This window comes from Kitasatospora sp. NPDC004669 (assembly GCF_040609455.1).
Lineage (GTDB): Bacteria > Actinomycetota > Actinomycetes > Streptomycetales > Streptomycetaceae > Kitasatospora.
Map to the genome: position 1 here is coordinate 329658 of NZ_JBEXKB010000001.1, position 24218 is coordinate 353875.

Here is a 24218-nt window from a genome sequence, read left to right on the forward strand (position 1 = left end):
CTAAAGCTCGGTTGACGGACGGTCGGATGGTCAGATCGGCAGCCGGGCGACCAGCAGTCGCCCTTCCATGGTGACCCCGCCGTCCATCGCCACCGCCAGGTCGTCCGCGTACACGTACGGCCCGGGGATGTGCGGCGGCTGCCCGTCGTCGGCGTGCACCGCGCCGGTGAGGTACGGGATCGGGCTGTGCCCGTGCACGATCCGGGTGCCGCCGTAGGTGTCGAGCAGCTCGTGGACGGCCATCGGCCCGGCGTCGCCGCGGAAGGCGAAGCGCTTGGTGAAGCGGCGGAAGCAGTCCCACCACTCGTCCACGCTGCCGTCGGAGAGCAGGCTGTGCACCGCGTCGTTGACGTCGGGGATGGACTCGCCGTACTCCAGGTAGGCGGTGGTGTCGGAGTGCAGCAGCAGGTGCCCGTCCTCCAGCGCGATGGCGGGCAGTCGGGAGAGCCAGCTGATGTGGTGCGCCTCCAGCCGGTCCAGGTCGGTCTGCTGGCCGCCGTTGAGCCGCCAGGCGGCGAGGAAGGAGGCGGTGCCCGCGGTGGACTGGACGGGCTCGTCACCGTACTTGGCGGCGCCGAGGAAGAGCAGTTCGTGATTGCCCATCAGGGCGCGGCAGTAGCCGCCGGCCGCGGCGGCCTCGGCGGCGAGTTGCATGACCAGGTCGATGACGCCGATGCCGTCCGGGCCGCGGTCGGTGAAGTCGCCGAGGAACCAGATCCGGGCCCGGCCGGCCGACCAGTGGCCGTCGGCGTCGATCAGGCCCTGGTTGCGCAGCTCGGCGCGCAGTTCCTCCAGGTAGCCGTGCACGTCGCCGACGACGTAGACCGGGCCCGGCGGCTCGTCGGGGCCGGGGGCCGGGTACGGGTAGGTCGGTGCGGAGGGGTCGGGCAGCGGCGGGCCGAGTTCGATGGTCGGCGGGTCGTCGCGGCCGGGGAGCTGGAGGGCGGGGGAGGGCTGGTCGGGGAGGGTGGGCTCGTAGCCGGCGCGGTCGTCGTAGCCGCTCCGGTCCTCGTAGGCGCCCTGTGCCTCGTAGCCGCTCTGCTCCTCGTAGGCGTCGACGCCGCCGTACCCGCTCTGTCCCTGGTGCGGGAACACCGGGGCTTGGTCCGTGCTGAGCCCCTGGGCGTGCACGGTGTGGCCGTGTCCCTGGCCGTCCGCCCAGTGCTGCTCCAGGTACCGCGCGCCGCCGTAGCCGCTGTAGGTCTCCGCTTCGTACGGCGTGCCCTGGTAGCCCGCGGCGGGCTCCGGTTCGTAGTAGGTGCCGTACGGCAGCACGTCGAGGTCCGGCTGGTGGCGGGGGCCTGAGTGGGGGTGCTCAGGTCCGGGGAAGCGGTCCTCGGGTGTCATTCGCCCATCATAGGAAGACCACTCTCCCGCCGTCGTCACCTGGTGGGTATCCAATCCTCCGGAGCGTCAGCCGGGCGGTCCCGCAGGGTCCGTTTTGTCCCGGCTCGGTATGGTCTCGTCAGCGCCTCGACAGGGTGTCGGCCCGGTTCGAGCAAGGTCTGGACCTTTGCTCGGGGGCGGGGGCTAGACCTCGCCCGGGGGCCGGGGCGGGCTGACGGTGGTGCGCGGACTCCGCCGCTGGGAGGAGGCGCGGACGATCAGCTCGGTGGGCATCAGGGTGCCCGGTGGCGGGCCGGTCCCGGCGGTGCGGAAGCGCGGCGGGAAGAGCCGGGCGATGTCCACGCCCGTCCCGGAGTCGACACCCTCGATGGCATCGATGAGCAGGTTGACCACGGTGGTGCCGATCTTGCGCGGCTTGAGCGAGAGTGTCGTGATCGGCGGTTCGGTGGCCGCGTAGACGTCGCTCTCGCTGCAGCAGACCAGCAGCAGGTCGTCCGGTACCCGCAGGCCGTAACGGCGGGCGGCGGCGAGCAGGTCGGTGCCGTTGGGGTCGAACAGTCCGTAGACGGCGTCCGGCCGGTCCGGGCGGGCGAGCAGCCGGTCGGCGGCGACCGCGCCGGCTGCCGGGTCGTGTGCCGGGTAGGCCTCGTACACCGGCTCCTGGCCGACCTTGGCGCACCAGCCGAGGTAGGCCTCGGTGGAGAGCCGGGTGTAGGTGTCGGTGCTGGTGCCGGTGAGCAGGCCGATCCGGCGGGCGCCGGCCTCGGAGAGGTGGTCCAGGATGCCGAGCACGGCGGCCTCGTGGTCGTTGTCGACCCAGGCGGTGACCGGGCAGTTGCCGGGCTTGCCGTCGCTGACCACCGGGACGCCGGACCGGTACAGCTCGCTGACCAGCGGGTCCTGGTCGGGCGGGTCGATCACCACGGTGCCGTCCAGGGCGATGTTGCCCCAGACGTCGTGCCGGGAGGAGGCGGGCAGCACCACCAGCGCGTAGCCGCGGCCCAGGGCGGCGCTGGTGGCGGCCCGGGCCATCTCGGCGAAGTACGCGAACTCGGTGAAGGTGAAGGGCTCTTCGCCGTAGGTCGTGACGGTCAGCCCGATCAGGCCGGACCGTCCGGTGCGCAGGGTGCGGGCGGCCGCCGAGGGGCGGTAGCCGAGGCGCTCGGCGACCTCGCGCACCCGGCTGCGGGTCTCGTCGGGCAGGCGGCCCTTTCCGTTCAGCGCGTCGGAGACGGTGGTGATCGACACTCCGGCGGCTGCTGCCACATCCCGGATGCCGGCCCGCTCCAGACGCCGTGAGGTGGTGGGACGCCGACCGCTCTGGTTGGCTGCTGCTGTCATGGCGGACCGATCGTATGGCTCCTGACAAGGGTCTGTGACCGGCGCATCGGGAGCCTTTGGAGATACGTTTCTCCACGAGTGAGCCGGGGTGCGCCCCTTCGATACCCGCCCGAAACCAGCCGTCTTACCTCTGACATGTGCCGTATGAACCGGGCAGAATGGCTGATCTGCGCCTGTAACCCGTCCGGGCATCTCACTCCTACGGGTGAGGGCCGGTCGGTATCGTGCAAGACACCCGACCGGGGTGGTCCGGGCGCGTTCCGAGAACCCGGAGCACGGCGGTGATCCCGACCGTGGCACGGCGGGCGGACCGGAGAGACACGAAGGAGTACGACCGTGAGCAGTGGTACGTCAGCGCAGGGCCCGCGCCTGCGGCCGACCCTGGACGGCATCCCCACCTACAAGCCCGGCAAGCCGGCCGGCGCCGACGCGTACAAGCTGTCCTCGAACGAGAACCCCAGCAGCCCGCTTCCGGGTGTGCTGGAGGCGGCCGTCGCGGCGGCCGGCTCGTTCAACCGCTACCCCGACATGGGCGTCAGCGAGCTCACCGCGGAGCTGGCCGCGCGCTTCGGCGTCCCGGCCGAGCACATCGCCACCGGCACCGGCTCGGTCGGCGTCGCCCAGTCGCTGATCCTCGCCACCGCCGGCCCGGGCGACGAGGTGATGTTCGCCTGGCGCTCCTTCGAGGCCTATCCGATCATCACCCAGGTCGCCGGTGCCACGCCCGTCCCGGTGCCGCTCACCGGGGGCGGCGACCACGACCTGGACGCGATGCTGGCCGCGATCACGCCGAGCACCCGGCTGATCTTCGTCTGCAACCCCAACAACCCCACCGGCAACGTGATCCACCGCGCAGAGCTGGAGCGCTTCATCGACGCCGTGCCGAGCGACGTCCTGGTGGTCGTCGACGAGGCGTACATCGAGTTCATCCGCGACCCCGAGGTGCCCAACGGCATCGACCTCTACCGCGACCGCCCGAACGTCTGCGTGCTGCGCACCTTCTCCAAGGCGTACGGCCTGGCGGGCCTGCGGGTCGGCTTCGCGATCGCGCACGAGCCGGTGGCGAACGCGCTGCGCAAGACCGCGGTCCCGTTCGGCGTCAGCCAGCTCGCCCAGGACGCCGCCGTCGCCTCGCTGCGCTCGGAGCAGGCGCTGCTGGAGCGGGTGGAGGCGCTGGTCGAGGAGCGCAACCGGGTGGTGGCCGGGCTGCGCGCCCAGGGCTGGGAGATCCCGGACTCGCAGGCCAACTTCGTCTGGCTCTGGCTCGGCGAGCGCTCGGCGGACTTCGCCGCGGCCTGCGCCGAGGCCGGCGTGATCGTCCGGCCGTTCCCGGAGGGTGTGCGGGTGTCGATCGGGGAGACCGAGGGCAACTCGATCTTCCTGTCGGTGGCGGAGGCCTTCCGCAAGGAGATCAACGGCTGACGTCCTCCGGTTCTCCGGTTCGCAGGGGCGCACTCCACAGGGGTGCGCCCCTGCGGCGTCTCCGGGCCCGGCCGTGTGAGGGCGCCCTGCCAGCCGTGTGAGGGCGCCCTGCCGGATGGCTGGGGATCGCTGGGAGGGTGCTGGGAGTTCGGCCAACGGCTGGCCACGCCCGGGCCAAGGTGCTCGTGCGGGGCAGGTGATATGTCCGTAATGCCCGGATCCGGCCGGTCAGTCTTCTCCCAGCCCGTGCCCAGGGCTCCGCAAGAGCGCCCGGCGAAGCTGTCCGGCATGAAGGTGCTCCCACGGCGGCGAGGTGCCGTCCTCGTCAACTCCGCGCTCGGCGTGGCCCTGCTGGGCGGTGCGGCCCTGGCGTACGCCACGGTCAACGGCAGCGGCGGCACGGCTGCGGCCAAGCCCGTCACCCGTACCGCGACCGTTACCAAGGGCACGGTCCTGGCCACCGTGTCCGGAACCGGCACCCTGGTCTCGCCGACCGACGCGGCCCAGGACTTCACCACCGGCGGGCGGCTCACGGCCGTCAAGGTCGCGGTGGGGGATGCCGTCAAGAAGGGGCAGATACTGGCGACCGTCGACACCACGGCGGCCCAGCAGCAGGTGGACGCCGCTCAGGCGGCCCTCACCACGGCCAACGCCAACCTCACCAAGGCGCAGGCCGGGGTCACCACGACGACCACCGAGCCGCTGCCCCAGGCCTCCGCCCCCTCTCCCGCACCCTCGGGTGCGGCCTCGGGCGGTGGCGGCGGTCGCGGGGCGGGCGGGAGCAGTGTGCCCGCCCCGCAGACCACCACCATCACCACCACCAAGGTCGACGACGCGGCCGTCGCCCAGGCCCAGCAGCAGGTCGCCACCGCGCAGACCAACCTCACCAACGCCCAGGCGGCGCTGGCCGGAACCACCCTGACCGCGACGATGAACGGAACGGTCGCCTCGATCTCGGCGAAGGTCGGCGACACCGTCGGGGCCCCCGCCTCCGGGTCCTCGTCCACTGCGTCCAAGTCGACCGGCACGAGCGCGGGTTCCAGCTCCCCCAGCGGCTTCATCGTGCTGACCAACCCGACCGGGATGCAGGTCACCGCCAACTTCTCCGAGCTGGACTCGCTCAAGCTGAAGAAGGGCGAGGCGGCCTCCGTCGCCCTGAACGCGCAGTCCGACACCAAGCTCAACGCGACCGTCCTGTCGGTCAGTTCGCTGCCGTCGAGCAGCGGAAGCGGTGCGGCGGGTTCGTCCGCCGTCCAGTACGCGGCCACGCTGCAGCTCAGCGGCGACACCAGCACCCTGCGCACCGGCCTCAGTGCGACCGTCCAGGTGATCACCGGCGAGGCGGACAGCGCGCTCTCGCTGCCGACGTCGGCGCTGTCCGGCACGGGCTCCAGCCGGACCGCGACCGTGGTGCACGAGGACGGCAGCACCGAGCGGGTCACCGTCGGCGTCGGCGTCGAGGGCGACAGCACCGTGCAGGTCGTCTCAGGCCTGAAGGAGGGCGACAAGGTCGAACTCCCCACCACCAGTGGCAGCAACGGCTTCCCGAACGGGTCCTTCCCGGGCCTCGGCGGCGGGGGCCAGGGCGGTCGGGGCGGCAACGGCGGTGCCGTCGGCATCCCGGGCGGTGGCGGCGCCGGCGGTGGCGGCGGCGGCCGGGGCGGCAAGGGCTGAGCATGCGTCACGTCATCGACAAGCGCGTCCCCGCGCATCCCGTACCGGTGATCCGGATCAGCCGGCTCACCAAGTCGTACGGGCACGGCGACGCCACCGTGCACGCCCTGCGCGGCCCGGACGACCCGGCGACCGGCGGCCCGATGGGCGTCAGCCTGGACATCGAGCAGGGCGACTACGTCGCGGTGATGGGCAGCTCGGGCTCCGGCAAGTCCACCCTGATGAACATCCTCGGCTGCCTGGACGTGCCGACCTCCGGCCGCTACCTGCTGGACGGCATCGACGTCGGCCACCTCGACGAGCAGCAGCTCTCGCTGGTCCGCAACCGCAAGATCGGCTTCGTCTTCCAGTCCTTCAACCTGGTGCCCCGCACCATCGCCCTCGCCCAGGTCGAGCTGCCGCTCGCCTACGCGGGTGTGCGCGCCGCCGAGCGGCGGCGCCGGGCGCTGGCCGCGCTGTCCCTGGTCGGGCTGGGTGAGCGCGGTGGGCACAAGCCCAACCAGCTCTCCGGCGGCCAGCAGCAGCGCGTCGCGGTGGCGCGCGCCCTGGTCACGGCCCCCGCGCTGCTGCTCGCCGACGAGCCCACCGGCAACCTCGACAGCCGTTCGACGGACGAGGTGCTGGCCCTGATCGACGGGCTCAACGCCACCGGCCGTACGGTCGTGCTGATCACCCACGAGGACGAGGTCGCCCGGCACGCCAAGCGGGTGCTGCGGCTGGTCGACGGGCAGATCGTGAGCGACGTCCGGCAGGCGCCCGCGGACGGGCCGCCGCCCTTCCTGCACCAGATGGGAGTGCCGGCGTGATCCTCTGGCAGACGCTCCGCTTCGCGGTCGGCGGCCTGGCCGCCAACAAGGTGCGCTCGGCGCTCACCATGCTGGGGGTGCTGATCGGTGTCGCCTCGGTGATCCTGCTGCTGGCGGTCGGCAACGGCTCGTCCCAGGCGGTGAAGGACTCCATCACCTCGCTCGGGACCAACTCGCTGACGGTCAGCGCGGGTTCGGCGGCCGGCGGCGCGCGGGCCACGTCCTCGGTGAAGAAGCTGACGATCGCCGACGCCAAGGCGCTGGCGAGCGACGGCGACTCCTCGGCGATCAAGTCGGTCGCACCGGTGGTCACCACGAGCGGGACGGCGCTGTACGGCAACATCTCGTACAGTCCCGGCTCGATCGTCGGCACGTACCCGGCGTACTTCGAGACCTCCAACCAGAAGGTCGCGCACGGCGAGTACTTCACCGATGACGACGTCCTGGGGTCGCGCAAGGTCGCGGTGCTCGGTGCCACGACGGCCAAGCAGCTGTTCGACACCGAGGACCCGGTCGGGAAGAAGATCGTGCTCGGTGGCACGCCGTTCACGGTGGTGGGCGTGCTGCAGGCCAAGGGCGGCAGCGGCTTCACCGACCCGGATGACGTGGTGATCGCGCCGCTGCCGACGGTGCAGAACGCGTTCACGGGCTTCGGGCCGGTCAACCAGATCCTGGTGCAGGCCTCGTCGGCCGACACGACGACGGCGGCGCAGTCGGAGATCACCCGGGTGCTGCTCGGGACGCACGCGATCACCGACCCGACCAAGGCCGACTTCCGGATCACCAACCAGGCGTCCCTGTTGACCGCCCGGGAGAGCACGACGAAGACCTTCACCGTGCTGCTGGGCGCGGTGGCGGCGATCTCGCTGCTCGTCGGCGGGATCGGGATCACCAACATCATGCTGGTGACGGTGACGGAACGTACGCGTGAGATCGGCATCCGCAAGGCGCTGGGGGCGCCCAGGGCCGTGATCCTCGGGCAGTTCCTGACCGAGTCGACGCTGCTGTCGGTGATCGGCGCGGGGTTGGGCGTGGCGGCGGGGATCGCCGGCTCGCACTTCAACATCGTCGGCATCAAGCCGGTGGTGATCCCCGAGTCGGTGTTCGGCGCGTTCGGCATCGCCGTCGCCATCGGGCTGTTCTTCGGCAGCTACCCCGCCAACCGGGCCGCCTCGCTGCGGCCGATCGACGCCCTTCGGCACGAGTAGGAGCACTCTTCGATGAATCACGACGATCAGGTTGCGCTCCTTGCCACTCCGCCGGACGCGCGGGACGTCAGCGGTGAGCTGGCCGCTCCGCCGCGTCGGAAGCTGCCTTGGCTGAGCCTGGTGCTGGCGGGCGGTGTGATCGCCACGGGTGCGTTCGCCGGTGGGGTCTGGTACCAGCAGGGGCAGGCGCCGAGCGGGAAGTCCTCCTCTCCTCGGGCTGCGGCTGCGGGCGCCCCTGCGGCGGGCGGCTACGGCGGGCAGGGCGGGCAGGGCGCTGGGCGCCGAGGTGGCCAGGGCCAGGGCGGGCAAGGGCAGGGCGGGCAGGGGCAGGGCGGACAGCCCGGCTTCGCGCGTGGCACGGTCAAGGCCGTGGACGGCTCGACCGTCTACCTGACCGACGCCAGCGGCAACACCATCAAGGTCACGACGGCGGACTCGACCAAGGTCCAGCTCAACAAGGAGGGCAAGGTCGCCGACCTCCAGCCCGGCCAGAGCGTGACCGTCGTCGGCACGCCCGACTCCAGCGGCGGCTACAACGCCAGCCAGCTCGTCGAAGGCGCCGCCGGCGGCGGTGGCTTCGGCGGTGGCGGCGGTGGTGGCGGTGGCTTCGGAGGGGGGAACCGGAACCCGTCCGGCGGCTAACCCGGAGCCGACGGACGCCCGCGAGGCCCTCGCCCTTCTTGGGCGAGGGCCTCCGCGTGTTCAGCTGCGCTCGTCGCTGTCGTTCGGGCGCGGCATCCTCAGGGTCGCGATCACGCCCAGGGCCACGGTGGCGATCGCGAGGGCCAGGAGGGCGACGAGGGCGGCGCCGACGAAGAACTTCACCGGGTCCACGCCTCGTTCCGGTCCAGGTCGCGGAGCAGGTGGAGGAGGTTGAGCAGAGTGCTCACGGGGGCGTTGCCGAAGTCGACCAGGATGCGGCCGTCGAGGGTGGTTTCGCGGGTGGAGGCGGAGCCCCAGAGGAGTCCGTACGGTCGGCCGCGCCTGTGCAGTTCACCCAGGAGGGCGGCGAGTTGGGGCTCGGTGTAGTCCCGCATCCGGGGGTCGTCCGGCGCGATGGGGTCGCGGGTCACGAGGCGAAGTCCAGCTCGTACCAGACGCTCTTGCCTCGCTTCTGCAGGTCGACACCCCAGCGGTGGGTGAGGCCCTCCACCAGCTGGAGGCCCCGGCCGGTCTCGGCGAGGTCTGCGGGGGTGCGCTGGTGGGGGAGGGCGTCGGACTCGTCGGAGACGGAGACGTGGAGGGTGCAGCCGAGGATGGAGAAGTAGACGACGGGGGCGGTGATGTCGCCGTGCCGCCAGGCGTTGACGATCAGCTCCGAGAGGGCGAGTTCGGCGTTGAAGATGGTCTCGGCGTCGCAGTTGTTGCGGGTCAAGGCGGCTCGGAGAGCCTGCTTGGAGAGCGTGAGCGAGGGGGTGTTACGGGTGCACACGGGAACCTCCGTGAGGAGATGCGGTGGGAGAGGCGGCGGATGCGTCGCCGTGAGCCAGGCCGGGCCAGGGCTGCTCTGCGGTGCGCGGGCAGCAGGCGCCTACTGCCCGAAATAGAGGCATTACTGACGATCCGTCGGATCGAGCGGAGGACGACGATAGCGCGGACCGCCACAGATTTGTGGCGGTCCGCGAGAAGTTCCCTCTAACGTGGCGCCGGCTGTCAGGCAGACTGGTCCTACGACCTGCAGAGAGGACGTCATGGCGCTTCGATCGAACCCGACTCTCCGCCAGCGGCGGCTGGGTGCCGAGCTGCGCAGGATGCGGGAGCAAGCCGGCCTCGGCGGCAGTCAGCTCGCCCGCGAGCTGGGCATCAACCCTGCCCACGTGACGCAGATGGAGAGCGGGAAGACCGGTATCAGTGTCGAACGCCTGCGCACGATCGCCGCGCTGTGCATGTGCGTCAACGAGCCCTTGATCGACGCTCTGGCCGACATCATCACAGAGCGGGAGAAGGGTGGTTGGTGGGAGGAGTATCGCGGAACTCTGTCAGAGGACTTTCGCGAGGTTGCGGAGCTTGAGAGCTATGCGCGAAGTCTTTCGACCTACTCAATCACCTTCATCCCCGGGTTGCTTCAGACCCGCACCTATGCATCAGCGATCTTCTCTCGATCGCATGCGCTGCTGCCCCAGCGCGAGGTCGATCTCAGGACGGCTTTCCGCCTGCGGAGGCAGGGCGTAGTCAAGGATGGGAAGGTGCCGTACACGGCATTCATCCACGAGGCCGCACTCCGCATGCAGTTCAGCGGTCCGGCAGTGCGCTCGGAGCAGTTGTCTGCTCTCATCGAGGATTCGGCGGCGCCGCACATCTCAGTCCGAATTCTCCCGTTCAATGTTGATTCCCTGCCGAGCCCTTTTGGGAACTTTACCTACGCCGAAGGTTCTATTCCTGACCTGAGCACAGTCCAGACGGACACCGGCCTCGGTAATCAGCTCATCGACGCGCCAGCCCATGTTGCGAGGTTCCGAGCGATCCTCGCGCAGATGGATGCTTCTGCCCTCTCGACAGATGAGAGTCGGGAGTTCATCCGATGCGTCAAGAAGGAAATGGAAGATGTCTAACCCCACATGGCAAAAGTCAAGCTACTCCGCCGCAAACGACGACTGCGTTGAGGTGCGTGGCGTTGCCGGAGCGATCGAACTCCGTGAGTCGGACGAGGGCGACGTCATCGTCCGTACTTCGTCCCTCAAGTTCGGCGCGTTCCTCCAGGGTGCCAAGGCTGGCGAGTTCGACCACCTGGTCCCCAACGCCTAGCCGTTCCGGCGGCCCCTTGCTCCTCGCAAGAGGCCGCCGGCGGCAGGCGCGGTTGTTCCGGCCGTTTCCCTGGGGTGGGTCTGGGCCCACCCCAGGTGTGGGGCCAGACCGGTGTTGGCCCGATCGTCTGCTCCGTAACGTCGTTACCACCACGACACGGAGGACAGAATCATGACGATGACCGCGACGGCGAACCTCGGCAACTCCCGCACCCAGCACGCCTTCACCACCGCGAAGAAGTGCATCACGCTCTTCGGAGCCGTCGGCGTCATCACCCTCGCGACCGTCGCCGTGATGGCCTCGCTCGGCCACGAGACGACGCCGTTCATGTGGATCCGAGGCGTCATCTTCCCCGCCCTCGCCCCGGTGCTCCTGCGCGTGACCGCCCACGCGGAGAACGGCTCCCCCAAGGCCTTCGGTCGTATCCGGACCATCTCCACCGTGATGCCGATCGCCATCATCGGCGTTGATCTGATCCCCGGCATCTGCCCGGCCTGGTACGCGGTCCTCCAGGGACTCTCCGCCCTCGCCCTGATCCCCGTCGCGATCCTCCTTCGTTCCTCCGCCTTCCCGAAGGCGAAGTGAGCACAGGAAGTCGGTCCACCCGACTTCCTCATGCTGTGACCGAGAAGGTTCACCGGGTCGGCGGTGGTGGGAGCCCGGCCCGCTGCCGCAGACGCCAGCCGTGTACCGGTTCCTGCGGGATCGGAGGGCTCGCCGCAACATCACGCCGCCCGAAGAGCCATGACATCACGTCAGTCGCACAGGACTGCCAGTTGCGCCTTCTTCAAGCCCTTGCTCTGCGGGAAGGGCAGCTCGCCCTTCAGGTCGGCCCCGAGGTCGTAGACATTGACGGCGAGGACCAGCTGTCGCTCACCGTCGGCGGTGGCGAGCGCAAGGCTGGTGAAACCGGGTCCGCCACCATCGGTCTCCCAGACGCTGATCGGTTTGGTGTTCGGCTCCGAGCCGCATGTGACGTCCTTGTGCTGCACGCCGAGTCCGTACGCCGGCGCGTCGGGGAAGTGCACCGTGGTCAGGAGTTCGCGCTGCTGGGCGGGGTGCAGCAGCTTGCCGGCGAACAGGGCCCGGTGGAAGTGGGCCAGGTCGTTGACCGTGGAGATCATGGCGCCGGCGGTCCAGTCGTACGACGGGCTGAATCGGGTCACGTCCTGTCCCTTGAGGTCGTAACCGTGCAGGTGAGGGCCGTGAATGGTCGGGTCGGTCAGCGCGAAGGAGGTGTCCTTCAGGCCGAGCGGGGCGAGAATCCGCCGATGGATTTCGGAGGGCGCGCTGTGATGTGTGACTGCCTCGATCACCAGACCGGCGAGTAGGTAGTTGGTGTTGGAGTACGACCAGCCGGCGCCGGGCGCGAACAGCGGCTTGTGCCGGACGGCGCGGGCGATCACCTCCCGCGGGGTGTAGACGTGGTCCCAGTCGTGGCGCTCCAGGTAGGGGGCGAAGAACTCCGGCTCGATGGCGGGGTCGTAGATGCCCGAGGTGTGGTTGAGCATCTGCCGGACGGTGATGGCCCGGCCATCGTTGCCGTTTCCCTGGACCACGCCGGGCAGCCACTTCTCCACGCTGTCGTCCAGCGAGAGCCGCCCTTCGCCCTCCAGCTGCAGGAGCACCGTCGACACAAATGACTTGGTGTTACTGGCAATTCGGAACCGCTGGTCCGGCCGGGCTCGCTCGTCGCTCGCCGTGTCGGCGAGCCCGGCCGCCATCCGTGACTCCCGCTCTCCGTACCTGGCGTACGCCACGACTCCCGGGAATCCGTCCGCGACCGTCTGCTCGATGCCCTCCATGAGGCTCGCGGGCGGCGGTGCCGGCATCTGCTCCGCAACGGCGGCCGTCGGGAGGAACCCTGACACCGCCACCGCGCACATTCCCACCCACAGTGCCGCAGGCCCCGTACGTGCCCTCATCGATCTCTCCTGTTTCCGGCGCCCGTCCCCGTTCATGCCCAGCGTGCCGGGCCGTCGCACCGGTCGCCCATCCTGCTGACACCCGGCTTGATGCGGGGGGTGTCCCCATGCCTCAAAGGACACCTCCGCCACACCCAATTGCTCCGCGACGGTTGGCGTGACTCCCTGGTCTTCGGCATCCTCGAAGACGAATGGCGACACGCCGCGCAGAAAGCCCCAGCACGAGTGACCCGGCCCGACGACAACGGCTGACGCCGTCCCGGTGGTTCATTCGGGCCCTGACCACTTCGCCCCGCCGAGATTGTGCTCGGCGGGGCGAAGTGCTGCGGAGCGCGGCGGAGTGGTTGACGTTGCATTGCCGAAAATGGGGCAGGAACTCCCATAGAACGGAAATCTAGCCGCATAACCGACAGGACAGGTGTCGTCATCGGCCGGGCGGGGAGGGCGGGGGCGCCCCACCGCTCCTGGGGCGAGCCGGGCGTCCCGGTGGAGCGAGTGGGTGACGGCCGCCCGTGCTGGGGCCGGATTGCCCGGACCGGCCGGACGCATGCAACGTTTCGCCCGCTCGCGGCATCAAAGAGATGACAGGGTCGCGGGAGGGGAGCGGCGCGCACGCGGGGTGGGTTGATCTGGTTCGGTCTGCCGAATTCCGTCATATTCGTCCAGTTCGTACACGACTCGACGTGTCGGAGTTGATTCCTGTGCCTGTTGCACAGCCGTGACAGTTGCGCGCGAAAAACCGTTCGACCGGCGAGGTTCAAGGGTTAGCATTCCGGAATGGAATCGAAGCTCCCTCCGATACGGAATTCGTCCGATGACGCGGATCTCCGCCCGCCCCGCAACGGGCCGCTTCGGCTGGCCCGCTTCGGTGCGACCTTCCTGGGTGTGAGTGTCGTGTCCGGTGTGCTGCTGGCGGGCCTCGCCCTGCCCGTCGCCGGCGGCATCGGGCTGACCGCCAAGAGCGCGGCTGAGGGCTTCGACGACATCCCCGACGACTTCAAGACCCCGCCGCTCACCCAGGCCACCCAGATCTTCGACGCCAAGGGCGGCCTGATCGCCAAGGTCTACGAGCGCGACCGCACCGTCCTGACCGCCGACCAGATGTCGCCCCTCATGCGGCATGCCCAGGTCGACATCGAGGACGCCCGCTTCTACGAGCACGGCGCCGTCGACCTCAAGGGCGTCCTGCGCGCGCTCGGCAAGAACGCGGAGAGCGGCACCGCCTCCCAGGGCGCCTCCACGCTGACCCAGCAGTACGTGAAGAACGTCAACGTGGAGAAGGCCGGCGACGACAAGGACGCCGTGCAGGAGGCCCAGCGCAAGACCCTGGGCCGCAAGATCCAGGAGCTCAAGGTCGCGATCAAGCTGGACGAGGAGCTGTCGAAGGATCAGATCCTCACCAACTACCTCAACATCACCTTCTACGGCCACCAGGCCTACGGGGTCGAGGCCGCGTCCCAGCGCTACTTCAGCAAGAGCAACAAGGACCTGACCGTCGCCGAGGCCGCCACCCTCGCCGGGATCGTGCAGAACCCGTCCCAGTACGACCCGGTGCGCTACCCCGACAACACGGTCAAGCGTCGCAACGTCGTCATCGACAAGATGGTGGAGAACAAGCACATCACCGCCGACCAGGCGAAGGAGGCGAAGGCCGCCCCGCTGGGTCTGAAGGTCAAGGACCCGCAGAACGGCTGCATCACCGCCAAGGCCGGCATGGGCTTCTTCTGCGACTACGTCCGCCACGTGGTCAAGCAGGACCCGGCCTTCGGCAAGAGCGCCGAGGAGCGCAAGAAGCTCTGGGACACCGGCGGTCTGAACATCTACACCACGCTGGACCCGGACAAGCAGGCCGCCGCCCAGAACGCGGTGAGCACCAACGTGAAGGTCACCGACACCGTCTCCGCCGCCGCCACCATGGTCGAGCCCGGCACCGGCAAGATCCTCGCCATGGCCCAGACCCGCCCCTACGGTCTGGTGACGGAGAAGAACCAGACCGTCGTGAACCTGAACGTCGACTTGGCGATGGGCGGCGGCAACGGCTTCCAGCCCGGTTCGACCTTCAAGCCGATCGTCGCGGCCGCGGCACTGGAGGCGGGCCTGTCGCCGACCCAGGAGTACAAGTCCCCGAACAAGCTCGAGTACCCGACGATGAAGACCTGCGAGGGGACCTGGAAGAACGAGGCCCGGCCCAAGACGGTGGTGCCCAACGAGTCCGCCGACGAGAAGGGCCCCTACCAGCTCAAGGAGGCCATGGCCCGCTCGGTCAACACCTACTTCGTGCAGATGGAGCAGGAGATCGGCCTCTGCGCGGTCAAGCAGATGGCCAACAAGCTCGGCATCACCACCAAGGCCAGCGGCAAGCCCCTGGAGGAGGTCCCCGCGATGGCCCTGGGCGTCGAGGAGATGAGCCCGCTGACCATGGCCAACGTGTACGCGACCTTCGCCGCCGAAGGCACGCACTGCGCCCCGGTCGCCATCAGCAAGATCACCACTGTGGAGGGCAAGGACGTCCCCGTCCCGGCCGGCCACTGCGAGAAGGTGTTCTCCGAGGACACGGCAGAAGCGCTGAACACCGTTCTGAACGGCGTGACCGAGAACAAGGGCACCGGCGCGGCGCTCCACCTGAAGGACGACCGGCAGATCGCCGGCAAGACCGGCACCTCGGACCACAAGAAGGCCGCCTGGTTCAGCGGCTACACCCCGCAGCTCGCCACCTCCGTCTGGCTCGGCGGCCCCGCCGGCGGCGTCGAGATGCGCGACATCACCATCAACGGGCAGTACTACCCCGAGGTGTTCGGCGCGACGGGCCCCGGACCGATCTGGCGGGACGCCATGGACCAGGCCCTGCGCGGCACGCCCGAGCAGTCCCTGCCGATGGCCGACATCCCCGACCCGGTAGTCAAGCCCGATCCGAGCAGCACCGGGACCGGCACGGGCACGCCGACCACCGCCCCGTCCGGCCCGCAGCACTGATCGCCCCTTTCCCCAAGCAGTGACCCCAGCACAGGAAGTCGGAGCAACCGACTTCCTGTGCACCTCTACCCGAACTGGGACCTCCCGGAGGACCTCTCCGACGCGCTCGAAGCCAGGTTCGACCAGGTGGAGGAGGAGACCGGCTGGTCGTACTGGTCCCACCGCTCGGTTGCCCCCGGCAGCAAGGTCGGCGGCCCCGACCTGGACCCAGGACCCGGATCCAGTGCCCGCCCGGCCTGATGCTCGGTGACACGGGCGGCATCTACCTCTTCGAATGCCCGAGCTGCCCCGACCGTCCTTTCGCCCACCGCTCCGACTGCAGCTGTCCGCGCCTCCTAGACTCCCGCCATGACCGCCATGACCGCCATGACCGCCATGACAGCCATTGACGCAGTGATCCGCCCAGCCGTCCCCGCCGACCTGGGTGCTGTGGCCGAGATCTACGGGCACTACGTCCGTGACACCGTGGCCACCTTCGACGAGACGCCTCCCCCGCCCGCCGTCTGGCAGCAGCGGTTCGAGGACCTCGCCGCCCAGGGCCTGCCCTTCCTGGTCGCCGAGGCGTCCGGCGAGGTCGTGGGCTACGCGTATGCCGCCCCCTGGCGGCCCAAGCCCGCCTACCGGCACTCCGCCGAGAACTCGATCTACCTGGCCCCCACCCACACCGGCCGAGGCCTCGGCGGCGCCCTGCTGGAAGCCCTGCTGGCCGCCTGCGCCGAGACCCACCTGCGGCAGGTGATCGCCGTCATCGCCGACTTCGGTACGGACGCCTCGGTCGCGCTCCACCGCCGGTACGGCTTCACCGACGCGGGCCGGCTGACCGCCGTCGGCTTCAAGCACGGCCGCTGGATCGACACCGTCCTGATGCAGCGGGCCCTCGGCTGAGCTCGGGCGGTCAGCCTGCGTCCACGGTGATGGCCTGCACCGGGCAGGCCAGCGCCGCTTCCCGGACCAGCGGATCGTCCGCCCGGGCCGCGCCGCCCGGGAGCAGCTCGACGACACCCTCGTCGTCCTGGGTGAACACCTCGGGTGCGTGCCGCGTGCACATGGCGGCGCCGATGCACCTGCCGGTGTCGATCTCGATCTCGATGTCCACCGGGCCTCCTACCAGGCGACCGGCAGCGTGGACATGCTGCCCTGCAGTACGTACGGGAGGTTGGCCCGCACCTGGTCGGCGGGTACGGCGAGCCGCAGGGTCGGGACGCGGCGGAGCAGGACGGTCAGCGCCGTCTCGATCACGGCCCGGGCGAGGTTCTGGCCGACGCACTGGTGGATGCCGTACCCGAAGGCGACGTGCCGGCCGGCCTTGCGGTCGATGTCCAGGGCGTCGGGCTGCTGCCAGGTGTCGAGGTCCCGGTTCATCAGCATCAGCGAGACGAGGATCCCGTCGCCGTCCCGGATGGTGTGCCCGGCGATCTCGATGTCCGCGGTGGCGACGCGGGGCAGTACGTCCGCGACGGTGGTGAGCCGGGTGAGTTCGTCGACCGCGCCGGCCATCAACTCCGGCTCACGACGTAGTCGTCGGAGCTGTTCCGGGTGTTCGAGCAGCGCGAGGGTGGAGGCGGCGATGGTGCTGGAGGTGGTGTCGTCGCCGCCGGTCAGGAGGATCGCGCAGAGTGCCACCAGCTGGTCGCGGTCCATCCCGCCCTCGTCCGGCTGTGCCGCCAGGAGGTCGTCGATCAGCCCGGTGCCGGGCTCCTGCTCCTTGCCCGCGATGAGCCGGCGCAGGCGGTCGAGGATCTCGCCGAAGGTCCGCTCGGCCTCCCCGGGGGCCTCCCCGCCGGTGGGGGCGAGGACCCGCCGGGTGCGCTCCGCGATGTAGCGGCCGTCGTCCTCGGGGACGCCCAGCAGGGCGAAGTTCGCCGCGCAGGCCAGCGGCAGCGAGTACGCGGAGACCAGGTCGGCCCGGTCGCCCCCGGCGAGCATCGCGTCGACCAGCCGCTCGGCGATCTCCTCGATGTGCGGGCGCAGCGCGGCGATCCGCCGGATGCCGAACGCGGGGATCACCATCCGCCGCTGGTGGGCGTGTTCGGGGTCGTCGACGCCGCTGAGCGGGGGCGAGAACCCGGCGTCCGCCTGTTCGGCGAGCTGCGGGGCCAGGGCGGGGAAGGACGGGTGCCGGACACTGACGGAGATCCGGGGATCGAGCAGCAGGGCGCGGCCCTCCTCGCCCCCCGAGACCAGCCAGACCTTCCGGCCGTCGTACAGCGTCACCCGCGACAACGGGCCGTCCGCGCGCAGCTGTTCGTAGCCGTCGGGCATCCGGAAGGGGCAGGTGCGCGCCATCGGATAGGCGGGGGCCTCGATCGAGCGGCTGCCGGTAGCTGTCACGATCACCAATCATGCCAGATGCTCCGTCTGCGAATGGCGGCATCGAGGTGACTCAAATGGTAGGTGAATCAATATGTTTGATGTTTCATCAGTTAATCCCACTCCCCTTCTCGGACGCTTCGAGCGGCCCAACTGACCTGCCCCGCCTCGCGGATGGCCGGTCCGCGCCCGCGGCACCCGGCCATCCGGCGTTTCCGGCGCGATGCTTACGCCGGGTGCTCGTGCCCGATCGCCCGCAGGACATCGGCGAGCCACACCAGGTGGTGGCCCAGCGCCCGGTCCTCGTCGGCCAGCACATCCTGCAGGTGCCCCCAGGACTCGGAGACCTGGCCGACCGTCGGCTCGCTCGCTGCCTTCACCATGTCGTAGGCCTCGTCGGGCGCCACCGCCCGGAAGTAGTCCCTCTCCAGGGTGATGCCTTCGTCCCCCGCGGCCGCCTCCACGTGCCGCAGCACCACATCGAACGCCCTGCGCAACTCATCGACGGACACCCGCAACGCTTCATCGCCCATGAGCCCCATCCTCGCCTGCCCTGAGCCCCAGGCATAGCGTTCACTTCACATTCATTGCAACAAACCCCATGTGTGTCGTTGCATTTGAATCACACCAGCTGCAACGATTTCCCTGCATTGACCTGTGCTGATGCTGCTTTGGCGCAACGGACCTGTTGCCAGATGCCTGAACGCAACGTAGCTTTTCCGTTGTCAGAAACGACGGGCCGACAGGGGCCCGCCGCCGGATGAAGGAGAAGCAACCATGTACGAGTTCGCCACCGCCGCTCCGATCGCCGCCGTCCTGGACGTCCCCGCCGGCCGCATCCAGGTCATCGCCGCCGACCGCGCCGACACCACCGTCGACATCCGCCCCGCCGACCCCGGCAAGAACCGCGACGTCCAGACCGCGGAGCAGACCGTCGTCAGCTACACCGACGGCGTCCTGCGGATCCACACCGGCGAGCCCCACAGCAAGCTGCTCGGCCCCGGCGCGATCGAGGTCACCGTCCAACTGCCCGCCGGCTCCCGCATCGAGGCCCGCACCGCAAGCTGCGAACTGCGCGCCGTCGGGCGCCTGGGCGACATCGACTTCGAAGGCGCCTACCGCCGGATCGAGATCGACGAAGCCGCCGCCCTGCGTCTGAGCGCCGTCGACGGCGACGTCAAGGTCGGCCGCCTCACCGGACCCGGCCGCATCACCACCACCCGCGGCGACATCCACGTCACCGAAGCCGTCCGCGGCACCCTCACCCTGCGCACCGAGGCCGGCCACATCACCGTCGCCGCCGCCACCTCCGCCACCCTCGACGCCGCCACCAGCCACGGCCGCATCACCAACACCCTGCGCAACACCGGCACCCCCGAACTCGACATCCACGCCACCACCAACCACGGCGACATCACCGCCAACAGCCTCTGAGCTCGCGAGAACGGGACCGGCGCACTGCCGACGACCGCACGACCGAGCCGTCATCCTCCGATTCGACCGCCTCCGGGCCGCGCACGGGCCACCCGCCCTCGCGCGGCCCGGAGGCGTTCCAGTGGGGACCGCACGGGTCGAAATGGAGCGGCTCGGTCGTGGCTCCGCCACTAGACTGCGGCGGCATTCCGCAGCCTTGCCGAGAGGACGGTGTCCGGCCCATGCGTTGGTCCCAGCTGTACGTGCCCACCCTCCGGGAGGACCCGGCGGACGCGGATGCGGTGAGCCACCGCCTGCTGGTGCGGGGAGGGTTCGTCCGACAGCTGATGGCCGGTCACTACTCCCTGCTGCCGCTGGCGGTCCGGGTGCGCGCCAAGATCATGGACATCATCCGCGAGGAGATGGCCGCGATCGGCGCCCAGGAGTTCGTCCTTCCGGCGATGCACCCGGCGGAGATCTGGCAGCGCAGCGGTCGCTGGGAGGTGATGGGCGAGGAGATGTTCCGGCTCAAGGACCGCAAGGGCGCGGACCTGGCGCTCGGCATGACGCACGAGGAGATCTTCACCGTGCTGTCGCAGGAGCTGCGTTCGTACCGGGACCTGCCGCAGCTCTGGTACCAGTTCCAGACCAAGTTCCGTGACGAGGCCCGCCCGAAGAGCGGGCTGTTGCGGGTGCGCGAGTTCACGATGAAGGACTCGTACAGCTTCGACGTGGAGCCCGCCGGCCTGGACCGCTCCTTCGATCTGCACCGGGCCGCCTACGAGCGGATCTTCGCCCGCCTCGGACTGCCCGCGATCGCCGTCCAGGCGTCCAGTGGCAGCATGGGCGGCAGTGCGTCGGTGGAGTTCATGAGCCCCTCGGAGGCGGGCGAGGACCTGGTGGTCCGCTGCCCCGGCTGTGACTACGCGGCGAACACCGAGAAGGCGACGTCCGCCCTGCCCGCCGTCGTGGACGGCCCGGGACCGGGCGCGCCCGAGCGGTTCGACACCCCCGAGGCCCGGACGATCGACGAGCTGACCCGTCGTCATGGCGTCCCGGCGGAGCGGCAGATCAAGACCCTGGTGTACGTGGTCGACGGCCGGCTGACGCTCGTCCTGGTCCGTGGCGACCACAGCCTGGTGGAGCAGAAGCTCATCGACACCCTCGCCGCCACGGCGGTGCGTCCCGCGACCGCCGAGGAGATCCGGGCGGCGCTCGGGGCCTCCCCCGGCAGTCTGGGCGCCGTCGGCGTCGCCGAACTGCCCGTCCTCGCGGACGAGGCCCTGCGCGGCCGTACCGACATGACCACAGGGGCCAACGCGGACGGCGTCCACCTGCGCGGGGTGTCGGTCGAGCGGGACATCGCCGTGCAGCGCTGGGCGGACCTGCGGGAGGTGACCGCGGGCGAGCCCTGCCCCCGGTGCGGTACGCCGCTGGAGGTGGTGGTCACCATCGAGGTGGGCCACATCTTCAAGCTCGGCCGCAAGTACACCGAGACCCTCGGCGTCTCCGTGCTGGGCCCGGACGGCGGGCGCGTCGTCCCGATCATGGGAAGCTACGGGATCGGCGTGGAACGGGCGTTGGCCTCGATCGTGGAGACCCACCACGACGACAAGGGCATCGTCTGGCCCGTCGCCGTGGCCCCCTTCGAGGTGGCGGTCGTGGTCCTCGGCGGCAGTGACGAGCGGGTGACGGAGACCGCGGAGGCCCTGTACCGGGAACTGCGCGGCGAGCGGGTCGACGTGCTGTTGGACGACCGCGACGAGCGGCCCGGGGTGAAGTTCCGCGACGTCGAGCTGATCGGCATCCCCTACCGGATCACGGTCGGAGCCCGCGGCCTCGCCGAGGGGACGGTCGAGGTCACCGCCCGGGCCACCGGCGAGACCCGGTCCGTCTCGGTGGTGGCGGCGGTGGAACACCTCCGGAAGCTGCTGACCGCCACGGTGTGAGCCACGGACGCGGCGGCCCCTCGCTCTTCGCGAAGGACCGCCGGCGGGAGGGGGTGACGGGGGACCGACCCGGCGTACGGGCCGACCGGGCGGGCGGCCTCACGCGGCCTGCCGGCCACGGGTGACGGCCAGGTCGCGGATGGCGTCGGCGACGGCGGGGGAGTCCTTGCGCGGGATCTTGGAGTGGTTGCTGGAGACCCTGGCGTGGACGCTGATGTGGGGGTTGCGGGCGAGGACGGGGGTGAGGTCGGCGCGCAGCTTCTCCATGGTCTTGGCGTCGGCGCCGAGGTTGCCGCCGCTGGCCATGACGTAGCGGGTGGGGACGCTCACGCGGTCGAGGACGGGGCCCAGGGCGTCGGGGGCGCACAGGTCGATGAGTTCGAGGTTGATCTCGGCGTGCTGGGCGGCGCTCATCCGGGCGGCCATGCCGAGGCGGCGGGCGACGGGGAAGATCGGGCTGAGGCGGCGGAAGAGCCCGCGGACCTGGGCGCGGGTGGCGTCGTCGATCGGGTCGGTGAGGTAGGCGCCGTCGACGGAGACCGCGCCGAGGGTGCGGTGGGGGTTGCGGTCGGCCCAGTGGACGGCGAGCAGGGCGCCGTAGGACCAGCCGACCAGGATCGGGCGCTCGACGCCGCGGGCGGTCAGGACGGCGTCGAGGTCGCGCAGACAGGCCTCGAAGGAGTAGTCGACGGCGGTGCGGGACTTGCCGCGGGCGCGCTCGTCGAAGGTGATGTGGCGGTAGCCGGGGCCGAGGTCGGCGATGACGCGGCGCCAGTGGGACTGGTCGGCGTAGGAGCCGTTGAGGTAGCCGACCGGGGTGCCGTCCCCGCCGGTGTCGGTGACGGCCAGGGCGGTGTCGTCGACCTCGACCGTGCCGGTCCAGGCGGGGGCGGAGTGCTGGGTGCTGGTCATGGCGGGGGCTCCTTCGCGATCACGGATGAGGGGTGGGGCGGGGGTTTCAGAGGCTGTTGGCGGCGTCGAGGGTGTCGGCGCGGTCGGCGGCGATGATCGGGATGCGGCCGGCGGGCCCCTGTCGGCCCGCTGTTTCCGATAGTGGAAAAGCTACGTTGCGTTCAGAGATATGGCAACATGTTTGTTGCGCCAAAACAGCATCAGCGCAGGTTGGTGCGGGGAAATCGTTGCAACTGGTCTGAATTGAATGCAACAAAGGCCAGGTAGCTCGTTGCAATGAATGAAGAATGAACGCTATGCTGAAGCCATCCGCCGATGCCACAGAGGAGGCCGCGATGCCGGGAGGCAGACTCACCCAGCAGGAACGCCAGCAGATCGCGCTGGGACTGGCCGACGGCCTCGCCTACGCGGAGATCGCCCGACGCCTGGAGCGTCCGACCTCGACCGTCACGCGCGAGGTGATGCGCAACGGCGGTCCCACCGCCTACCGCGCCGAACTCGCCCACCGCGCCACCGAACACCGGGCCCAGCGCCGGCGGCAGCCCGCGGCCCGGGGAGCGGGTGCGACACCGTCGGCCGACGGGCGCGATGTCGAGGCCGTGCGCGAGTACGAGGAGATGTTCGCCTCCGTCTTCATCCAAACGGGCCTGCCCAAGATGACGGCCCGGGTGCTGGCCTGCTTCTTCACGACCGACGAGGGCAGCCTCACCGCGTCCGAGCTCGTCCAGCGCCTCCAGATCAGCCCGGCGTCCGTCTCCAAGGCGATCGCGTTCCTGGAGACCCAGAGCCTGGTCCGCCGGGAGCGCGACGAGCGCCGCCGCGAGCGCTACGTCGTCGACGACGACGTCTGGTACCAGTCGATGATGGCCACCGCCCGCGCCAACGCCCACTTCGTCCAGATCGCCCGGCAGGGCGCCGGTGTCCTCGGCCCCGGCACCCCGGCCGGCGCCCGCCTGGAGAACGTCGCCCGCTTCATGGACTTCGTCTCCGAGAGCATCGCCCGGGCCGCCGAGCAGGCCCGTGAAATCCTCCACACGAAGCCCGAAGCGGCTTCTGATCGCACCGAGGGCAGCGCCGGCTGAGCGCGCCGCCGGATCCGCGCGGCGCAGGCGCCGGCCGCCCCGACGAGCACCCAGGCCGGCATCGTCCGCCGGCACTGCGGGGGCTCTGCGGGGGTACGGCGGGGACATCGCGTCGACGGCCGGGGAGCCCCTCCCCGGCCGTCGGCGTTCCCGGCGTACGCCCGGCGCCCGTACGCACACCACCGAGCCCGCCCCCGCAGGCTTGTCGCCCAAAAACCGGCCGATAAGGTGTTAATCCAACATTCATCCATGCCGCGTAGCCTGCGCGAGCTAGCCTCATGCTGAACGTCATCGTCCGACCGGGAGGCGAAACCCCCGTGCAAGGCACTGTCACCACACCGGGCGGCTCCGCCGTGGCCGGGGGCCAGGGCGAGGCCTTCCTCCTCGTCGTGGACGACGAGCCGAACATCCGCGAGCTGCTCGCCGCCTCGCTGCGCTTCTCCGGATTCCGGGTGGCCTCCGCCGCGAGCGGGACCGAGGCGCTGGAGCTGATCGCCGCCGAACGCCCGGACCTGGTGGTCCTCGACGTGATGCTGCCCGACCTCGACGGCTTCACCGTCGTCGCGAAGCTGCGCGAGCGCACCACCCGGGGCCAGATCGCCGGACCCGTGCACGGGCACCCCGGCGACCACCTGCCGGTGCTCTTCCTCACCGCCAAGGACGGCGTGGGCGACAAGGTGCAGGGCCTCGCCGCGGGCGCCGACGACTACGTCACCAAGCCGTTCAGCCTGGAGGAGCTGATCGCCCGCATCCGCGCGATCCTGCGCCGGGCCGGCGGGCCCGCCGAGGACGGCCGACTGGTCGTCGCCGACCTCAGCCTCGACCCGGTCGCCCACGAGGTCACCCGCGCCGGCACCCCCGTCTCGCTCTCCCCGACCGAGTTCAAGCTGCTGCACTACCTGATGGCCAACGTCGGCCGGGTGGTCTCCAAGGCGCAGATCCTCGACCACGTCTGGGCCTACGACTTCGGCGGCGACCTCTCCATCGTCGAGTCCTACATCTCCTACCTGCGCCGCAAGCTCGACTCCGGCCCGGCCCACGGCCCCAAGCTGATCCACACCGTGCGCGGCATCGGCTACGCGCTGCGCCGCCCCCCGCAGGGCTGACCGGA

General features: G+C 70.4%; 25 protein-coding genes. 15 read left to right on the forward strand and 10 right to left on the reverse strand.

Features of this window, described 5'->3' with window-relative positions; all coding sequences use genetic code 11:
- Nucleotides 1-30: 30 nt before the first annotated feature.
- Together ABZW30_RS01520 and ABZW30_RS01525 are read right to left on the reverse strand one after the other, a co-directional pair.
- Nucleotides 31-1095 (reverse strand): metallophosphoesterase, encoded by a 1065-nt coding sequence (locus ABZW30_RS01520; RefSeq protein ID WP_355669048.1) that lies wholly within the window; start codon nt 1093-1095, stop codon nt 31-33.
- 435 nt (nt 1096-1530) lie between these two features.
- The gene (locus ABZW30_RS01525) at nt 1531-2688 is read right to left on the reverse strand and encodes a LacI family DNA-binding transcriptional regulator (RefSeq protein ID WP_355668971.1); all 1158 of its coding nucleotides are present in this window, start codon (nt 2686-2688) and stop codon (nt 1531-1533) included.
- Between the two features lie 336 nt (nt 2689-3024).
- On the opposite strand from ABZW30_RS01525, the gene hisC reads away from it, so the two are divergent.
- The 5 genes from hisC to ABZW30_RS01550 all read left to right on the forward strand — a co-directional run bounded on the left by hisC (nt 3025) and on the right by ABZW30_RS01550 (nt 8440).
- Nucleotides 3025-4110, forward strand: a complete 1086-nt coding sequence (gene hisC / locus ABZW30_RS01530) for a histidinol-phosphate transaminase (protein ID WP_355668972.1) — start codon at nt 3025-3027, stop codon at nt 4108-4110.
- A 288-nt stretch (nt 4111-4398) separates the two neighbouring features.
- Nucleotides 4399-5784, forward strand: coding sequence for a biotin/lipoyl-binding protein (locus ABZW30_RS01535; protein ID WP_355668973.1), 1386 nt, complete (start codon nt 4399-4401; stop codon nt 5782-5784).
- A 2-nt stretch (nt 5785-5786) separates the two neighbouring features.
- Nucleotides 5787-6590, forward strand: coding sequence for an ABC transporter ATP-binding protein (locus ABZW30_RS01540; RefSeq protein WP_355668974.1), 804 nt, complete (start codon nt 5787-5789; stop codon nt 6588-6590).
- A complete protein-coding gene (locus ABZW30_RS01545) occupies nt 6587-7798 on the forward strand; it encodes an ABC transporter permease (RefSeq protein ID WP_355668975.1) in 1212 nt (403 codons plus the stop codon). Before ABZW30_RS01540 ends, ABZW30_RS01545 begins: the two co-directional genes overlap by 4 nt.
- Nucleotides 7799-7810: 12 nt before the next feature.
- Entirely contained in the window at nt 7811-8440 is a 630-nt protein-coding gene (locus ABZW30_RS01550) for a hypothetical protein (protein WP_355668976.1), read from the forward strand.
- Nucleotides 8441-8500: 60 nt separating this feature from the next.
- Here ABZW30_RS01550 and ABZW30_RS01555 read toward each other — a convergent pair whose 3' ends face one another.
- The 3 genes from ABZW30_RS01555 to ABZW30_RS01565 are packed head-to-tail and all read right to left on the reverse strand — an operon-like array spanning nt 8501 to nt 9230.
- Nucleotides 8501-8623: a hypothetical protein gene (locus tag ABZW30_RS01555; protein ID WP_355668977.1), complete on the reverse strand. Its 123-nt coding sequence runs from the start codon at nt 8621-8623 to the stop codon at nt 8501-8503.
- A complete protein-coding gene (locus tag ABZW30_RS01560; protein WP_355668978.1) occupies nt 8620-8871 on the reverse strand; it encodes a hypothetical protein in 252 nt (83 codons plus the stop codon). Before ABZW30_RS01560 ends, ABZW30_RS01555 begins: the two co-directional genes overlap by 4 nt.
- Complete coding sequence (locus ABZW30_RS01565; RefSeq protein ID WP_355668979.1) at nt 8868-9230, reverse strand: ATP-binding protein; 363 nt, start codon at nt 9228-9230, stop codon at nt 8868-8870. The genes ABZW30_RS01560 and ABZW30_RS01565 overlap by 4 nt, the downstream gene beginning before the upstream one ends.
- A 259-nt stretch (nt 9231-9489) precedes the next feature.
- On the opposite strand from ABZW30_RS01565, the gene ABZW30_RS01570 reads away from it, so the two are divergent.
- From ABZW30_RS01570 to ABZW30_RS01580, 3 genes are all read left to right on the forward strand, one after another.
- Nucleotides 9490-10350 carry a helix-turn-helix transcriptional regulator gene (locus ABZW30_RS01570; protein WP_355668980.1) on the forward strand — a complete coding sequence of 287 codons (861 nt, stop codon included), beginning with the start codon at nt 9490-9492 and terminating at the stop codon, nt 10348-10350.
- Complete coding sequence (locus tag ABZW30_RS01575) at nt 10343-10543, forward strand: DUF397 domain-containing protein (protein ID WP_355668981.1); 201 nt, start codon at nt 10343-10345, stop codon at nt 10541-10543. Before ABZW30_RS01570 ends, ABZW30_RS01575 begins: the two co-directional genes overlap by 8 nt.
- A gap of 171 nt (nt 10544-10714) precedes the next feature.
- Nucleotides 10715-11128 carry a hypothetical protein gene (locus ABZW30_RS01580; protein WP_355668982.1) on the forward strand — a complete coding sequence of 138 codons (414 nt, stop codon included), beginning with the start codon at nt 10715-10717 and terminating at the stop codon, nt 11126-11128.
- Between the two features lie 170 nt (nt 11129-11298).
- Here the strand turns inward: ABZW30_RS01580 and ABZW30_RS01585 are convergent, their stop codons facing one another.
- Nucleotides 11299-12468 (reverse strand): serine hydrolase domain-containing protein, encoded by a 1170-nt coding sequence (locus tag ABZW30_RS01585; protein ID WP_355668983.1) that lies wholly within the window; start codon nt 12466-12468, stop codon nt 11299-11301.
- A gap of 885 nt (nt 12469-13353) precedes the next feature.
- Here ABZW30_RS01585 and ABZW30_RS01590 point away from each other — a divergent pair.
- The 3 genes from ABZW30_RS01590 to ABZW30_RS01600 all read left to right on the forward strand — a co-directional run bounded on the left by ABZW30_RS01590 (nt 13354) and on the right by ABZW30_RS01600 (nt 16326).
- Complete coding sequence (locus tag ABZW30_RS01590) at nt 13354-15441, forward strand: transglycosylase domain-containing protein (RefSeq protein ID WP_355668984.1); 2088 nt, start codon at nt 13354-13356, stop codon at nt 15439-15441.
- A gap of 57 nt (nt 15442-15498) precedes the next feature.
- Entirely contained in the window at nt 15499-15681 is a 183-nt protein-coding gene (locus ABZW30_RS01595) for a hypothetical protein (protein WP_355668985.1), read from the forward strand.
- Nucleotides 15682-15816: 135 nt separating this feature from the next.
- The gene (locus ABZW30_RS01600) at nt 15817-16326 is read left to right on the forward strand and encodes an N-acetyltransferase family protein (protein ID WP_355669049.1); all 510 of its coding nucleotides are present in this window, start codon (nt 15817-15819) and stop codon (nt 16324-16326) included.
- Nucleotides 16327-16336: 10 nt separating this feature from the next.
- Here the strand turns inward: ABZW30_RS01600 and ABZW30_RS01605 are convergent, their stop codons facing one another.
- The 3 genes from ABZW30_RS01605 to ABZW30_RS01615 form a co-directional block, all read right to left on the reverse strand.
- Nucleotides 16337-16531, reverse strand: a complete 195-nt coding sequence (locus ABZW30_RS01605; protein WP_355669050.1) for a ferredoxin — start codon at nt 16529-16531, stop codon at nt 16337-16339.
- A 14-nt stretch (nt 16532-16545) separates the two neighbouring features.
- On the reverse strand, nt 16546-17772 hold the full coding sequence (locus ABZW30_RS01610) for a cytochrome P450 (RefSeq protein ID WP_355668986.1): 1227 nt from the start codon (nt 17770-17772) through the stop codon (nt 16546-16548).
- Between the two features lie 206 nt (nt 17773-17978).
- Nucleotides 17979-18284, reverse strand: a complete 306-nt coding sequence (locus ABZW30_RS01615; protein ID WP_355668987.1) for a hypothetical protein — start codon at nt 18282-18284, stop codon at nt 17979-17981.
- 244 nt (nt 18285-18528) lie between these two features.
- On the opposite strand from ABZW30_RS01615, the gene ABZW30_RS01620 reads away from it, so the two are divergent.
- Nucleotides 18529-19185 carry a DUF4097 family beta strand repeat-containing protein gene (locus ABZW30_RS01620; RefSeq protein ID WP_355668988.1) on the forward strand — a complete coding sequence of 219 codons (657 nt, stop codon included), beginning with the start codon at nt 18529-18531 and terminating at the stop codon, nt 19183-19185.
- Nucleotides 19186-19406: 221 nt separating this feature from the next.
- Nucleotides 19407-21113 (forward strand): proline--tRNA ligase, encoded by a 1707-nt coding sequence (locus ABZW30_RS01625; RefSeq protein WP_355668989.1) that lies wholly within the window; start codon nt 19407-19409, stop codon nt 21111-21113.
- Nucleotides 21114-21212: 99 nt separating this feature from the next.
- On the opposite strand, the gene ABZW30_RS01630 is transcribed toward ABZW30_RS01625, so the two are convergent.
- Nucleotides 21213-22025: an alpha/beta hydrolase gene (locus tag ABZW30_RS01630; protein ID WP_355668990.1), complete on the reverse strand. Its 813-nt coding sequence runs from the start codon at nt 22023-22025 to the stop codon at nt 21213-21215.
- 335 nt (nt 22026-22360) lie between these two features.
- Here ABZW30_RS01630 and ABZW30_RS01635 point away from each other — a divergent pair, with 335 nt between their 5' ends.
- Nucleotides 22361-23107, forward strand: coding sequence for a helix-turn-helix domain-containing protein (locus ABZW30_RS01635; protein WP_355668991.1), 747 nt, complete (start codon nt 22361-22363; stop codon nt 23105-23107).
- A 317-nt stretch (nt 23108-23424) separates the two neighbouring features.
- Nucleotides 23425-24213, forward strand: coding sequence for a response regulator transcription factor (locus ABZW30_RS01640; protein WP_355668992.1), 789 nt, complete (start codon nt 23425-23427; stop codon nt 24211-24213).
- The last annotated feature ends 5 nt before the right edge of the window (nt 24214-24218 follow it).

Coding starts and splice junctions, on each gene's coding strand:
- ABZW30_RS01525 (WP_355668971.1), bottom strand. CDS start 2,688: ATGACAGCAGCAGCCAACCAGAGCGGTCGGCGTCCCACCACCTCACGG.
- ABZW30_RS01535 (WP_355668973.1), top strand. CDS start 4,399: ATGAAGGTGCTCCCACGGCGGCGAGGTGCCGTCCTCGTCAACTCCGCG.
- ABZW30_RS01540 (WP_355668974.1), top strand. CDS start 5,787: ATGCGTCACGTCATCGACAAGCGCGTCCCCGCGCATCCCGTACCGGTG.
- ABZW30_RS01550 (WP_355668976.1), top strand. CDS start 7,811: ATGAATCACGACGATCAGGTTGCGCTCCTTGCCACTCCGCCGGACGCG.
- ABZW30_RS01570 (WP_355668980.1), top strand. CDS start 9,490: ATGGCGCTTCGATCGAACCCGACTCTCCGCCAGCGGCGGCTGGGTGCC.
- ABZW30_RS01575 (WP_355668981.1), top strand. CDS start 10,343: ATGTCTAACCCCACATGGCAAAAGTCAAGCTACTCCGCCGCAAACGAC.
- ABZW30_RS01580 (WP_355668982.1), top strand. CDS start 10,715: ATGACGATGACCGCGACGGCGAACCTCGGCAACTCCCGCACCCAGCAC.
- ABZW30_RS01585 (WP_355668983.1), bottom strand. CDS start 12,468: ATGAGGGCACGTACGGGGCCTGCGGCACTGTGGGTGGGAATGTGCGCG.
- ABZW30_RS01600 (WP_355669049.1), top strand. CDS start 15,817: ATGACAGCCATTGACGCAGTGATCCGCCCAGCCGTCCCCGCCGACCTG.
- ABZW30_RS01615 (WP_355668987.1), bottom strand. CDS start 18,284: ATGGGCGATGAAGCGTTGCGGGTGTCCGTCGATGAGTTGCGCAGGGCG.
- ABZW30_RS01620 (WP_355668988.1), top strand. CDS start 18,529: ATGTACGAGTTCGCCACCGCCGCTCCGATCGCCGCCGTCCTGGACGTC.
- ABZW30_RS01625 (WP_355668989.1), top strand. CDS start 19,407: ATGCGTTGGTCCCAGCTGTACGTGCCCACCCTCCGGGAGGACCCGGCG.
- ABZW30_RS01630 (WP_355668990.1), bottom strand. CDS start 22,025: ATGACCAGCACCCAGCACTCCGCCCCCGCCTGGACCGGCACGGTCGAG.
- ABZW30_RS01635 (WP_355668991.1), top strand. CDS start 22,361: ATGCCGGGAGGCAGACTCACCCAGCAGGAACGCCAGCAGATCGCGCTG.